At 39.8% G+C, this 12,944-nt stretch carries 15 protein-coding genes; 2 read left to right on the forward strand and 13 right to left on the reverse strand.

What is annotated here, in order from left to right:
* The first annotated feature begins 17 nt into the window (after positions 1–17).
* Together A7967_RS06480 and A7967_RS06485 are read left to right on the forward strand one after the other, a co-directional pair.
* Positions 18–1,241, forward strand: a complete 1,224-nt coding sequence (locus tag A7967_RS06480) for a NupC/NupG family nucleoside CNT transporter (protein WP_054203994.1) — start codon at positions 18–20, stop codon at positions 1,239–1,241.
* A 534-nt stretch (positions 1,242–1,775) separates the two neighbouring features.
* Complete coding sequence (locus A7967_RS06485; protein WP_064435587.1) at positions 1,776–2,456, forward strand: substrate-binding periplasmic protein; 681 nt, start codon at positions 1,776–1,778, stop codon at positions 2,454–2,456.
* Between the two features lie 315 nt (positions 2,457–2,771).
* On the opposite strand, the gene A7967_RS06490 is transcribed toward A7967_RS06485, so the two are convergent.
* From A7967_RS06490 to A7967_RS06550, 13 genes are all read right to left on the reverse strand, one after another.
* Entirely contained in the window at positions 2,772–3,491 is a 720-nt protein-coding gene (locus tag A7967_RS06490) for a substrate-binding periplasmic protein (RefSeq protein ID WP_212760605.1), read from the reverse strand.
* A gap of 155 nt (positions 3,492–3,646) precedes the next feature.
* On the reverse strand, positions 3,647–3,856 hold the full coding sequence (locus A7967_RS06495; protein WP_054203991.1) for a cold-shock protein: 210 nt from the start codon (positions 3,854–3,856) through the stop codon (positions 3,647–3,649).
* Positions 3,857–4,098: 242 nt separating this feature from the next.
* Complete coding sequence (locus tag A7967_RS06500) at positions 4,099–4,803, reverse strand: hypothetical protein (protein WP_064435555.1); 705 nt, start codon at positions 4,801–4,803, stop codon at positions 4,099–4,101.
* Entirely contained in the window at positions 4,800–5,540 is a 741-nt protein-coding gene (locus tag A7967_RS06505; protein WP_054452453.1) for a hypothetical protein, read from the reverse strand. The genes A7967_RS06500 and A7967_RS06505 overlap by 4 nt, the downstream gene beginning before the upstream one ends.
* The gene (locus tag A7967_RS06510) at positions 5,527–5,874 is read right to left on the reverse strand and encodes a cupredoxin domain-containing protein (protein ID WP_054452456.1); all 348 of its coding nucleotides are present in this window, start codon (positions 5,872–5,874) and stop codon (positions 5,527–5,529) included. Before A7967_RS06510 ends, A7967_RS06505 begins: the two co-directional genes overlap by 14 nt.
* Complete coding sequence (locus A7967_RS06515) at positions 5,867–7,189, reverse strand: ATP-binding protein (RefSeq protein WP_064435556.1); 1,323 nt, start codon at positions 7,187–7,189, stop codon at positions 5,867–5,869. Before A7967_RS06515 ends, A7967_RS06510 begins: the two co-directional genes overlap by 8 nt.
* Positions 7,189–7,848, reverse strand: coding sequence for a response regulator (locus A7967_RS06520; protein WP_054452462.1), 660 nt, complete (start codon positions 7,846–7,848; stop codon positions 7,189–7,191). The genes A7967_RS06515 and A7967_RS06520 overlap by 1 nt, the downstream gene beginning before the upstream one ends.
* Positions 7,849–7,857: 9 nt before the next feature.
* Positions 7,858–8,505: a tetratricopeptide repeat protein gene (locus A7967_RS06525; protein WP_054452465.1), complete on the reverse strand. Its 648-nt coding sequence runs from the start codon at positions 8,503–8,505 to the stop codon at positions 7,858–7,860.
* Between the two features lie 20 nt (positions 8,506–8,525).
* Complete coding sequence (locus A7967_RS06530) at positions 8,526–9,302, reverse strand: SDR family oxidoreductase (protein WP_054452467.1); 777 nt, start codon at positions 9,300–9,302, stop codon at positions 8,526–8,528.
* Positions 9,299–10,003, reverse strand: a complete 705-nt coding sequence (locus A7967_RS06535; protein WP_054452470.1) for an iron-containing redox enzyme family protein — start codon at positions 10,001–10,003, stop codon at positions 9,299–9,301. Before A7967_RS06535 ends, A7967_RS06530 begins: the two co-directional genes overlap by 4 nt.
* Entirely contained in the window at positions 10,000–11,484 is a 1,485-nt protein-coding gene (locus A7967_RS06540; protein ID WP_054452472.1) for an AMP-binding protein, read from the reverse strand. The genes A7967_RS06535 and A7967_RS06540 overlap by 4 nt, the downstream gene beginning before the upstream one ends.
* Positions 11,481–12,128 carry a thermostable hemolysin gene (locus tag A7967_RS06545; protein ID WP_054452475.1) on the reverse strand — a complete coding sequence of 216 codons (648 nt, stop codon included), beginning with the start codon at positions 12,126–12,128 and terminating at the stop codon, positions 11,481–11,483. Before A7967_RS06545 ends, A7967_RS06540 begins: the two co-directional genes overlap by 4 nt.
* A 94-nt stretch (positions 12,129–12,222) precedes the next feature.
* Positions 12,223–12,912 (reverse strand): M15 family metallopeptidase, encoded by a 690-nt coding sequence (locus A7967_RS06550; protein WP_082916323.1) that lies wholly within the window; start codon positions 12,910–12,912, stop codon positions 12,223–12,225.
* Between the last annotated feature and the right edge of the window lie 32 nt (positions 12,913–12,944).

The following is a 12,944-nucleotide window of genomic DNA, read 5'->3' on the forward strand; positions in this document are numbered from 1 at the left end:
AACGGGAATAACAAAAAATGACAACATTTATGAGCTTAGTCGGCATGTGTGTGCTGCTAGGCATTGCGTTTACGGCTTCGACAAACCGCAAAGCAATTAATTTAAGAACTGTCGGTATCGCTTTTGCTATGCAATTTGTAATTGGTGGGTTTGTACTGTTTTCAGAGGCAGGCAAAAATGCACTCGTTGCCATGTCAAAAGCCGTATCATCAGTGATCGGTTTTGCTAATGATGGTATTAGTTTTTTGTTTGGACCATTAGCAAATCAAGATACTTTAGGGTTTATTTTTGCCATTCAAGTATTACCTGTGATTGTGTTTTTCTCAGCGTTAGTGGCTGTGCTATATCACTTAGGTATTATGGACTGGATTATTAGAATCCTCGGCGGTGGTTTACAAAAACTGTTAAAAACCTCCCGAACAGAATCGCTTTCAGCAACGGCAAACATTTTTGTAGGCCAAACTGAAGCACCGTTAATTGTTAAACCATTTATTGCAACCATGACTAAATCAGAGTTATTTGCAGTTATGGTGGGTGGCTTAGCCACTGTGGCAGGCTCTGTAATGGCCGGTTACGTTATTATTGGGGTTGAGCTTAAGTATTTAATTGCTGCCAGCTTTATGGCCGCACCGGGTGGTTTTTTAATGGCTAAAATGATTGTGCCAGAGACCGAAACCCCCAAAGATAACTTAGCTGACTTGGATATTGATGAAGATAAACCTGTTAACGTGATTGATGCAGCGGCATCAGGTGCTGCTAACGGAATGCATTTAGCATTAAATGTAGGCGCAATGTTGTTAGCATTTGTTGCTTTAATTGCCTTACTAAACGGTTTATTAGGTGGTATTGGCGGTTGGTTTGATTATCCAACACTGACATTACAAGAAATTTTAGGTTATATATTTGCACCGGTTGCCTGGTTATTAGGTGTGCCGTGGAGTGAAGCAATTATAGCTGGTAGCTTTATTGGTCAAAAATTAGTGGTCAACGAGTTTGTTGCTTACTTAGACTTTATGAATTATCGCGATACGTTAAGTGCGCACACACAAGCGATTGTCACATTCGCATTATGTGGGTTTGCTAACTTATCATCGATAGCAATTTTACTAGGTGGATTGGGCGGTATGGCGCCTAGTCGGCGAAAGGATATCGCACGCTTAGGGCTCAGAGCAGTGTTAGCAGGATCTATGGCTAACCTTATGAGCGCTGCAATTGCAGGTTTTTTCCTCTCGCTAGCTTAGAAACTTTGAGATGAGCCTTGGTTGCAAAACAATAGGATGAGCCTTTAAGGGGTTAAAGACTTATCTGATTTGAACGATACTTCACAAAGGGCCGCAAGGCCCTTTTATCGTTTCGCCACAAAATTATTCCAAAAATGTACTACTCTTTTAACTTATACCGTGATCTAATATTGCACAGAGAAATTACACCAATCGTGTTAAGTTAATGACCATTTATAGCGAAAGATAAATACAGTGATAACAACAAGGCAGACATTTTGACATGCAGTTGTTCTCGGCAATTGCTCCTGCATTGCTCTACCCCCTGCATCCATGCAGTCGTACATGAAAAATTACTAACGCTGTTAGCGCTTTATTTAGTCCGCTAGAATGGTTATATATTTAAGCCGATTGGTATTATCATAACAAAGCAACAATCGTTGCTCTGAGCAATTGCTACTATATCTATACAATCGTATATGGATAGTTTTTAACACAGCTAAATAGAGTAAATTAATGCAGATATTAATAGCGTGCTTTTTGCTTTTGGTAACTATGTCAAGTTTTGCACAACCAACGCTAGTCGTTGTTACTGAGTTCTCGCCTCCTCATCAAACACAAATTGGCAATAAGGTGGGTGGATTCAGCACTGACATTGTAACGATGATTGTTAATGAAGCGAACATGAATGCCTCCATTTCAATCTACCCTTGGGCTAGAGCTTATCAGATGGTCTCTCGACAAAAAAACACACTCATATATAGCCTTGCTAGAACGCCTGAGCGTGAATCTTTATTTCATTGGATAGCACCTGTTGTTCATTTTAAGTTAGGCTTTGTAAAGCTTGCTCAGCGCGATGACGTACGAGTAAATAACACGCAGCAAGCGAAGCACTATAAAATTGCCGTACAACGGAATGATCTTGCCTATACTGTTTTACACAACCATCGATTTGATCTGCTTTTAACTCCCGACATTCAAAACTCTTACCATTTATTACTAGCCAAAAAAGTCGATTTAATAATAGATGATGAAAATTATATTCCAGCAATGAGTAAGCACATAGGCGTTTCCCCTGATCGGTTTAGCTTCATATATGCGATTGATGAGCTCAACGTTGATGGTTACTTAGCTGCAAATTTGGATATCGATCCTGAAATTTTACATGCTTTACAGCAAGCATTTTTAAAAATAAAAGACGCTGCGAAATACAAAGCACTGTTGGAAGCCCATTAGCTGGAAGCGCTCAGCTGATAATGTTAAAAAGCATGCAAAGTGTATGCAATCACCGATGGCAAGTAATAGTGGTTCTATCATTAAAATAAATAACGCAGTATAAATCGTTTTAAACCAACCCTTTAGGTATTTCACAAGGACTTACTTCTGTATTGTTACTTCTTAAAAGGGACTGCCATTCTTACAAAGTAACGCCTTAATATTAAGCCCCTGCGAAACGCTGAATACTGTATATTGAGGTGGATTGAGTATATAGAACAACTATAATTAAGACTGGTTCAACTTTGCAATGCATTGCGGCTAGATAACATACTACTATTCATTCGTATATCGTTGTCGGTACAGCTTCAAATTGTCAAACGCTTTTAAGGCTGCTAACTCTTGATTAAATCGTTCAATAATTTCAGGGGGGATCGCTTTATTAAAAACAAGGTAATTCCCTTGTAGTTTATCAACAGGAAGCTCCACTAATTTTACAACTTCTTTGCCTCCGTAGCCAAATTGCTGTAATTGATAATCAAGTGTCTGTTCTGATCCAAGGATTAAGTCAATTTTATTCTTAAAAAATAAATTAATATATTCATAGTGGTGAGCGAATTTAAGTAAATTTTTATCTTTTTCAAAGCCTATTTCTTGTATTAGCTCTTCGTAAACATCTCCCCTTACTAACCCTAGGGTGTAATTAGCTGTTTGCGCTAAATTTACTGGTCTTATATGGTTATTTTTCGCTAAACGATAAAAATAAGTACGAGAAGATACGAGTGGTCCCACCCATTGAAATAAGCTTTCTCGCTCAGGGCTACGGGCTGTGGAGACAAGTCCAGACAACGGATTTTTTTGTACTAAACTGTATGCGCGTGTCCAGGGTAATAACTCAAACTTACACTCTAACTCTGTGCGTTCACATAGCGTGCGCACTATATCTAAATTAATACCTTGTAACTGCCCTTTATTTGAAAAATTATAAGGCGGAAACTGCTCTGTATAAATAGTTACAGTGGGCTTTTCGGCACCGACGCCGATGCAAGAAAACAAAAAACAGCAGGTTAGAGTAATAAATCGAAAGATAGTAAGCTCACTGCGAATGAAAATGTAGTTAAATAATAGGAAGGGGCTTATGCTACGTCAATTTTTAGACACAAAAAAAGCGCCTTAAGCGCTTTTTTTTATTTTTACTTTAAAAGTAAAAATTATAACGGAGTGATGTTATCCGCTTGTGGACCTTTTTGACCTTGTGAAAGAGTAAACTCTACACGTTGGCCTTCAGCTAAAGTTTTGAAACCATCGCTTTTTATTGCTGAGAAATGTGCGAAAACGTCTGGACCGCTTTCTTGCTCGATGAAACCAAAACCTTTAGACTCGTTAAACCACTTAACTGTACCTGATACGATGTTAGACATAGTAATATCCTGATATGAAAATAAAATAATTGCCCTAGTGGGCGGGTGTAGCAAAAAATGAGATGGTACTTTAAAAACTTCAGGACGGTACTACAAGTATTACTTATACAACATCGAAATGGAGATTTATAGCTTACATGCTTTCTTTCTAGCTGGCGCCTAATATATAGATTTTTCAGAGTATGTCAAACTATTTATTACCTACCTTAAGCTTAAGCTAATTTATTTTCTAACGTAGCCTATTAAAACTCAAATTCTAAGGCTAACCTAAAGCTGTGGTTCTTTTCGGACTGACTTATTTCGGTAATAAACCCCACTTCCCACTTAAGCTGTCGCTGACCATTAAATCGGTGCAAGCCAATGAAACCGGGACCAACGCCAAAAAAATCTTCCCCAACAAACAGTTCTAACGCGGGTTGAAACTCAGAGCGGTAACGGTAACGGTATTGCGCTCGGTATTCGCTTTCCCATTCATTTTTAATATCCCCCCCCCATTCGTATACTAAAAACGCATTCATAGTTAAACTGCTTTTGCCGAATTCTTTTTCCCATAAAAAACCTGTTGTTGCTTCGTATACATCACTATTATGGTGTTTTTCCAATTCAAACAATGCCCCCCAATCGGCCCATAGCCGTCCCTGCTCGACTAATTGCCAACGTAGCTCAACTTCATAGCCCGCTAAGCCAAAGTCACCATTGTCATCACGCTCGCCAATTATATACCCTTCTAAACTCATGGTGTCATTAATTGCACTACCAAGGCCAATGCGCTGCGCTAAAATATTCCCGCTACCCGTCTGGTGGGATACAATACGCCACTCTAACTCACGCTCAAATGGGAGAACATAAGGGTGGTAAACTTTATCGACCACAATCCCATCTGCATATGCATGTGTATTAACTAAGTTTAATAAAACGCCTAATAAAATAACGCTTATAAACCTCATAACGTCTCCTTAAATTGGCTTTTTTTGCCTATCAATAAGCATACCAATACAAACACACTGAACGCAGCTGTATATACCCACAAAGCAGTCAAGCTTGGTGTCGCTTCGTATCCCATGAGCGCTTTTAATACTCGTCCTAATTCGGAGTTCTCGGCAATAAAACCTCGCCAGTCAACATAACGAGTGGTGATATCAAGTACATCAATTTGGCTTGCAAGATCTATCACGATCAATAGTTTTGCTGTGGCATTTGAAGCTAGCAAAATATGCAGTGAGTTATCACCGAAGTGCGTTTTTAAAGTTTCTAACAAAAAATAAAATAACGTACCAAAACTAAAACAAATGCCGACACCTAATAAGGTGCCAATTAATAAGGGCTCGGCGGCTTCCTTTGCTTGCCAAAAACCCACGATATAAATGATGTAGTGACTTAAATACAATACCATGGCACTGATGATAGCCACGGATGCTGCCCACTTTTGCTGATTACATGCCAACAATGACGCGATAAAAATAATGCAACACACCATTATTTGCGTGAACTCAAGCCCTCGATGCTCAAATAATTGACTGACTATGGCGGCACTTTGCACATAAGCAAAGCTGCAAACTATCCCCGAGCCTAAAATGACAAGCAGTTGCTTTCGGGTCAAATCAACTAATCCATTGAGTAATAAGCATAATATAACAACAGGCAGTAATTGATTAATACTCATTAATAAACTAGTTATCAGCATTAGTGACCTCTGTTGCAATGACTACACCACGCGCTGTATTAGGTGAAAACTCGCCAAAAAATTCATAACGCCCGGGACTTAGAGGGCCAATATAAATCACACTTTGACGCGCGGGATAAAGCACCTTTTCACGATTTAGGTCAAAGCTATCAAATTCTTCAGGTGTTGAGTCTTGATTCTCAATGAGTAGTTTTAATTTTTTATTCGCGGGTACATAAATTTCGCTCGGATAGAAAAGATGGTCTTTTAAAATAAGTATAAATTCTTCGCTTTTTACATTTAATGGGCTTAAGAGTAATAGTAATAAGTAGCCACGAGATAGGTTTTTATACATGTGTGTATACATTCCTATGTGCTTGTTTAAACTCTATATCAACTCGTAACCCGCCCAAAGGGCTGTCTGTTAAAGTTATTTTACCATTGTAAATTGCGACTATGTGCTCAACAATCGCCATACCCAAGCCTGCACCTTGCTCCCCGGAAGGGTGTTTATCACCACCAACACGGTAAAAACGGTTAAAGATACGTGCTTTTTGCGCGTCGTTAATACCTGTACCAGAATCATCAATCTGCCAAATATAAATACCCGGTCGTTGTAATAAACGAATAATGATCTGCCCACCTGCAGGAGTGTATTTAATTGCATTACTGAGCAAATTACTAAACAAGGTCGTTAAGGTAAACCCATCACCAGCAATGATAAAATCATCGCCTTCAAGACTAATTGTGTGGCCTTTTCTTTCAATTTTTTCATATAATTGTGCCACAACTTGTTGGCTAATCTCGAGCACTGAAATAGGATTAAAATTTGCATGCCACTGCTCTGGACATGTTCGCCCTAGAATAAGCATTTGCTCAACAATGTTACTCAGTTTATCAAGCCCTTGTGACATTGCTTTTAACTCAATGCTATCGGCTATGTCGTTTTGTAAATTATGAACATTAATTTTCAAACTACTCAAAGGTGTACGTAATTCATGCGCTGCATCAGATGCAAAAAAACGCTCCCTTAAATAAGCACTTTCAACACGTTTGAACAAATCATTTAGGCGGGTAATTAACGGCTTTATTTCTTGCTCTGATACTGTCCATTCAATGGCTGTAAAGTCATTTGCTTGGCGTTTTTGTAGCTGCGAAGACAACCGTGTTAGCGGCTTTAGTCCTTGTTTAACAAAGAAACTAATCAATATAGTGAGAATCGGCACACTCCAAAGTAGTGGCGTCATAGCTGATAATATAACGGACTCGGTCAATGCTTGGCGTTTACTTAGTGGCTCAGCAACTAGCACGTGTTTATTCGCTAAATGCAATCTGTACACCCGCATACGTTGCCCCGCTAAATTTTCAACACTCAACGCTTGCTGCCATTTAGCATCTATTAGCTGCACAGTTTGTAATGCCCTCGAACTACTGACTAGCTCTCGATTACGCCAAACTTGAAAAAGTAACTCAGGGAGATCATCACTTAACACCGTTTGACTCGATGTTACAGGTTGCTCTATGAGGACATGTCCTAAGGTCTTTAATTCATTATCAAGTAGTGTTTGTGCTTGATGCATACTTTCACGATAGCCTTTACTAAATGCTAAAAAGCACGTTAGCACGACAATAGAAAGAATGATCAGCGTTAAACGCCTTCTGATCGACACTAACGTTTACCCACAACATAGCCTATACCACGAAGGGTTTTTATTAAGTCTTTGGGAACCTTTTTACGCAAATGATGTATATGCACTTCTATGGTGTTGGATCCGACTTCTTCGCCCCATTCATACAATTTACTTTCGAGTTGTTGTTTTGATTGCACTCGCCCTTGGTTTTCTAATAAAGCTTTGAGTAACATAAACTCTTTACGAGGCAAGTCAACATCTTGTTGGCCAACGCGCACTCTATGCGCAGCAGTATCCATGGTTATATCACCCACTGATAATACACTACTTTGTGTCTGCGTTAAGCGCCGACTCGCCACTCTCAATCGTGCAAATAATTCAGCCGGATCAAATGGCTTTGCTAAATAATCATCAGCTCCTAGATCAAGGCCTTGCACTTTGTCGTCAATACTCCCTCGTGCTGTTAATATCACTACAGGCAAGGTTCTTGATTGCTTTTTTATATGCTTTAGTATGTCTATCCCGTCGCCATCTGGTAATCCTAAATCAAGAATAACCATTTCAATTTCATCACTTTGCAGACATTGCAACGCTGATTTAACGCTCGCGCAATGCTCTACGCTATAGCCTTGTTGGCGCAAGGAACGGCATAACCCTTGCGCTACTAACATATCATCTTCAACGAGCATCAAATGCATAGGACGTTATTATCTCTTTAGTTTTCTTTCAACTTTAGCCAGCAAAGTGGTTATTTCTTGCTGACGGTATAAATCGGCTTTAGGTCGCAACTCGCGCGCAGGAGCCGTTTGTGCAATCAATAAATGCTTTTTAGCGTCACTGTATTTACGTTCATCATATAAAAATGCCGCGTATAAATAATTACTATCAATACCTTGGGGATTCAACTCTAAAGCCTGCCTAAAGAGTGTGTCTGCTTTTTTAGCATCACCAAACCCAATCGGCCACCCCGGTACTTTGCCATATAAAGTAGCTAAACTGGTATAAGCCGAACCTGCCAATGCGCTTGCATCTAAGCTTATTGCTTGTTCAAACTCGGCTTTTGCATCTTTTGCGAGCCCCAATGCACCTAACCCGCCTTTAGCACCCGCGTAGCTTGATAACACAATACCATGCCAAATATGACTTGCTGCTTGTTCATTATTTGCTTTAGAGAACTCACGTGTTTGCTCTACAAGTTTTTCAAATGCCTTTAATTGGCTGTCTTCAACCAACTCATAATTTACACTTGCCCATTGCGTTTGTATTGTGTGTAAATCATCAGCAAATTCGGCATAAACACTTTGCGATAAAATTACCGCAGCCAATGCTAACGTTGTTAAAATTAGTTTAGTCATATTCGTTCACCTTTATCAATTTAGTTTGTAAAAAAACTTTTAATTTTAGGAAGTTGTTTTTCTATTGCGTTATCAACTATGGAAGGGAATACTCCGTTTATTCGGGCAAAAAAACCTTCTGGAAAACCAATAAAACGCCGTTTTTTAGTAGAATTCATTAATATAATAAGTGCTTTTGCTACTTGCTCGGGTGAGTCCATGGTGTTGCCAAGCGCTTTGTTCATGGCGCGAATTTGGGGGGAATTAATCGCGGTGTCTGTCGCGCGCGGAGCGAGATACAAAACCCGTACTTTACTGTGGCTAAGCTCTCTCGAGAGCGCTTCTGTCATTCCTCGCAGCCCAAACTTACTAGCACAGTAAAGTGTTTGATACGGGTAACCAATACTGCCAAATGACGACCCAATATTCACAATCGTGCCATTTTTTGCTGTGATTTGTGGTAGGAATAACTGGCATAGCTTAATTGGCACAGTCAAATTAATCGCTATTAACTGATCTATTTGCTGCTCAGTTATCTCGCTAAAAGCCTGCATCACATTAATGCCTGCATTATTAATGAGCAGCTGCGCACCTCCTAATTGCTGCGTAAACAATGCAAGCTCATCGCGCACATTAGCCTCACTTAAGTCACCTTGAAATATTTCAGCCTGATCATTACACTCGCCTTGAAGGCGTTTTAGGGCTGCTTCATCGCGGCCAACTAAAACTAATCGCCAGCCTTGTTGAGCAAGCTGCAACGCAATTGCATGACCAATCCCTCCTGTAGCCCCGGTCAGCACGCAAATTGATTTATTCATGCTATGCACGCCTTACTTTGTGATGTTGCTAAGGTTTGACTGAAAAATGGGTCTGTATCAAGCGCGCGGAAAATATTGCCATACAGTTTGTAAAAACATTTAGCCCCGTGGATAATGGCCTGTTGATCAGCTTCATCTGTTATTTCATTCATTAAACTTTCAAAAAACTTCACGTGTTCAATGTCTAATGCCCCATGTGATGTTAAGTAACTAAACGCATTTTTTGGTAACCCAACAGCATCACGAATTTTATTGGCGGCATTATCAGCTAACGCAATAGATGTCCCTTCAAGTACATGTACCATGCCAAAAAAACTCAGTGGGTTGCCACGATTAATACTATCGTAGGCATACGAAACCATCAGCTCTGTGGCAAATTGTGGCTTGCTTTGACGCACCGCTTCTTTATCGAAGCCGCAAGCTGCAATATCATTAAGTATCCATTCCTGATGGCCTAGCTCTTCTTCAATATATTCAGCAACCGCCTCTCGCAGCCATTCTTGTTGGTCGTTTAATTTTGCACCCAGTGACATCATTAAAGGCACGGTGTGTTTTACGTGGTGATATGCCTGAGCTAAAAAAGAGGCATATTCAGTTAAACTTACTTGGCCATTAAATACTCTCGTAATGATCGGTGCTGACAGTAAATACTCACGCTCGTTTTGAGTAGCTATTTGTAATGTATTAAAAAAGTGGCTCATAGTAAGTCCTCAGTACTTAAATTTGATTCGTATAACCTAGCTATTTGCTGATTATATTTGTTATGGATGGCTTCGCGTTTGGGTTTGTTATTACTGGTTAATAACCCTGCTTTATAACTCAATGCTACGTTTAATCGATACCAACGTTTTATTTTTGCGTAATCTGGCAGTTGTTGATTAACCGTGTCGATATGCTGTTTAAGTTGGTCATCATTCATGTCTTCATTTACATAAATTAATGCACACAAGTAAGGCTGACTTTCGCCAATAACAACGGCTTGTAAAATATCACTATGGCTTAGTAATAAAGACTCTGGCCATTCAGCACTGATGTTACGGCCAAAACTGGTGATAATTTGATTTTTTAATCGCCCTTTAATATGTAGTCGCCCTTGCTGTTTTATTACCAGATCGCCAGTTGCATACCATTGATTTTGATCGCGAGCAGACTGGCCTAAATACCCTAAAAATAAAGGGCCTTTTATGTATAATTGACCATTATCAATTCGTGTTTCTAAGTGAGGCAAAACACGTCCCGCACTGATAAGTAAATCATCATTATGCGTGTTAAGGCTCACCACAGAAGCCGCTTCTGATAAGCCATACCCTTGATAAACTGGCAAGCCAAGTTTGCGCGCTAATCTGATAACCTCACTACTTACTACTGCGCCGCCTACAGCTATAAACTTTAAACTTCTAGGCGCTTGCCAGCCTTGCTTAACAAAACTTATAAGGCAACTTAATAACTCAGGCACTAAAATTAGAGTATTAGGTTGTACTTGGTCAATCGCAGCTATTAACTGTTCAGGGTTAGCTAATTGTGAACCTGAAAAACCCAGTTTTTCCAGCGCCATTAAATGAACACACCCGCCAGCAAGTAAAGGGGCATAAACACCAGCAACATTCTCAAGTAATACAGGTAGAGGTAATAAACACAGATGCTTAGGCTGTTCTACTGCAATTTTTTGGTGTAACGATGTAGCAACTTGCAGTTGACTTGCAAGAGACAGGCAGACGCCTTTAGGGTTGCCTGTTGAACCCGATGTGAACGTTATTTTATGTGTATCATCAAAATACTTTACGCATGCTACATTTTGTAATTGGTAAATAAATAGCTCATAGCGCTGACATATTTTAATGCTGGCAATAAACTGAGCGTTATCAGCGTTATAAACTTGGCTAGTGATCAATATATCCGCGCCACTACTTACAAGACTATGCTGCACTTGCTGGGTGCTAAAAAACAATGGCAAGGGGATGGCAACTTGACGCAACTCACTGATCACACTATCTATCACTAGCCAAGCTGGGTTGTTATCAACTTGATAAGCAATGCCGTGCCCTTTAAGCGTTGCTAAGAGTTCGCCCAGCTTTATCGCTTCATCATTTAACTCAGCTTTAGTGAAAGTAGTTTCCTGCTCATCATGACTGACTAATACCGTTTGCTGAGCGTGATGCGGTAACATATTTAGCCAGTTCATAAAGTTTCCAACTTATGTAAAAGTTTTGCTGTAGCTTGTATATACTGTTGTTTAATATTAAAAAGTGCAGGGGTATTCAATATACATTCATGAGCATATTTTAAGTCAACCACACAGATGGTTGGCTGGTTGTCGTAATAGCTGCCCCAATCTGCTGGATGAAGTAGTGCATGGCTATTTGCAAGTGCTATTTCCGTACAGTTTATGCCAAGCACTTTAAGCAATGCGCGTACTTTTCTAGTTGCGCAAAACACCAAATATTCAGTACCGCTGTTATATAAAGCTTCGTTTACAACAACAAAGTGCGCCAATGTAGCTCTGCGGTGGCTTGAACACAAATTACCTAACTCATAAATGTGTTGGCGGGATGCATTTACAAAGTGTTCAATAGGTGTAGGAAGGTATTGCTCAATAAACAATGGCGTTGAGGCACAGCGCAGCCCTAACGTGCATGTGTCACTGGCAACCTGTAGCTCACATAGTAGCGGCATAAACTGCTGAACCTGTGCATTAAATGCCGCAGCAAAACCTGCTTTAATGGTGCTTTCTATACGTGCACGTGTCGGTGTTTGATCTGTTACACAAACAAAAGTAGGGTCGGTATGTAATTGTATTTCAGGTGGTGATTGCTCGGCTATATGCATTATATTCACTCCACTAAGACTATGAATAGAATCTAGCGAGCGAAACTTAAATAAACCTTAAGATTAGAAACTGTTTACCTTTCAGGATTTAAATTTATTCAATTACAAAGTCGAAATATGTGTTCGGGTAAGCCTGCTGTTTATAAGTAAAGTGCCACCACTCCATGCTGTAAGGTGCAAAACCCGCTGCAACCATAATATTTTTAAGTTTGTACCTGTTGGCTTTTTGCCTAGTAGTTATACGTAGGTCATCCGTATTTGAAAGCGTATCAAACATATCAAATAGTGATCCCATATTCAGCTCAGTACCTTCACTGTCAGTTAGCGTCAGGTCAAGAGTTGAGCCACGACTGTGGCCTGATTTAGCTGCAATGTACCCACCTAGTAACTCATCTTTACCAAGGTTTGGATAATAGGTAGCCTTTGTTACTAAGTCTGTTGGGTCGTTCACCCAGCGTACAAAATGATCCACCGCACGTTGCGGGCGATAACAATCAAATATTTTAAAATTTAGACCGGCGAGCTGCGCTTGTTTATGGGCTTTTTGCAATGCGTAAGCAGTGGTTTTATGTAGCAAGCATTTTGCAGACTTATAGCCATCGATCGGTTTGCCAACAAAGTTATTACTGCTGTAATAACGAATATCAAACAAAGCGGTGGGCAAGAGTGTTGCTACATCAATAAACTCTTGTTGTTTTGTATTACGCACATTGGCGTTCGCGACACTACTGAAAGTAATAATACTGAGTAATAAGCACAATTTAAACTGTTTATATAACACCATAGTGCAGGCTTTAAAGGTGGGAAAATTGTACT

It is taken from the genome of Pseudoalteromonas neustonica (assembly GCF_001653135.1).
In the GTDB taxonomy this organism is placed as follows: domain Bacteria; phylum Pseudomonadota; class Gammaproteobacteria; order Enterobacterales; family Alteromonadaceae; genus Pseudoalteromonas; species Pseudoalteromonas neustonica.

What these genes read in the sequence shown, in the direction of transcription:
- A7967_RS06480 (WP_054203994.1), top strand. Translation starts at nt 18, where the DNA reads ATGACAACATTTATGAGCTTAGTCGGCATGTGTGTGCTGCTAGGCATT.
- A7967_RS06485 (WP_064435587.1), top strand. Translation starts at nt 1,776, where the DNA reads ATGTCAAGTTTTGCACAACCAACGCTAGTCGTTGTTACTGAGTTCTCG.
- A7967_RS06495 (WP_054203991.1), bottom strand. Translation starts at nt 3,856, where the DNA reads ATGTCTAACATCGTATCAGGTACAGTTAAGTGGTTTAACGAGTCTAAA.
- A7967_RS06500 (WP_064435555.1), bottom strand. Translation starts at nt 4,803, where the DNA reads ATGAGGTTTATAAGCGTTATTTTATTAGGCGTTTTATTAAACTTAGTT.
- A7967_RS06505 (WP_054452453.1), bottom strand. Translation starts at nt 5,540, where the DNA reads ATGCTGATAACTAGTTTATTAATGAGTATTAATCAATTACTGCCTGTT.
- A7967_RS06510 (WP_054452456.1), bottom strand. Translation starts at nt 5,874, where the DNA reads ATGTATAAAAACCTATCTCGTGGCTACTTATTACTATTACTCTTAAGC.
- A7967_RS06520 (WP_054452462.1), bottom strand. Translation starts at nt 7,848, where the DNA reads ATGCATTTGATGCTCGTTGAAGATGATATGTTAGTAGCGCAAGGGTTA.
- A7967_RS06525 (WP_054452465.1), bottom strand. Translation starts at nt 8,505, where the DNA reads ATGACTAAACTAATTTTAACAACGTTAGCATTGGCTGCGGTAATTTTA.
- A7967_RS06530 (WP_054452467.1), bottom strand. Translation starts at nt 9,302, where the DNA reads ATGAATAAATCAATTTGCGTGCTGACCGGGGCTACAGGAGGGATTGGT.
- A7967_RS06535 (WP_054452470.1), bottom strand. Translation starts at nt 10,003, where the DNA reads ATGAGCCACTTTTTTAATACATTACAAATAGCTACTCAAAACGAGCGT.
- A7967_RS06540 (WP_054452472.1), bottom strand. Translation starts at nt 11,484, where the DNA reads ATGAACTGGCTAAATATGTTACCGCATCACGCTCAGCAAACGGTATTA.
- A7967_RS06545 (WP_054452475.1), bottom strand. Translation starts at nt 12,128, where the DNA reads ATGCATATAGCCGAGCAATCACCACCTGAAATACAATTACATACCGAC.
- A7967_RS06550 (WP_082916323.1), bottom strand. Translation starts at nt 12,912, where the DNA reads ATGGTGTTATATAAACAGTTTAAATTGTGCTTATTACTCAGTATTATT.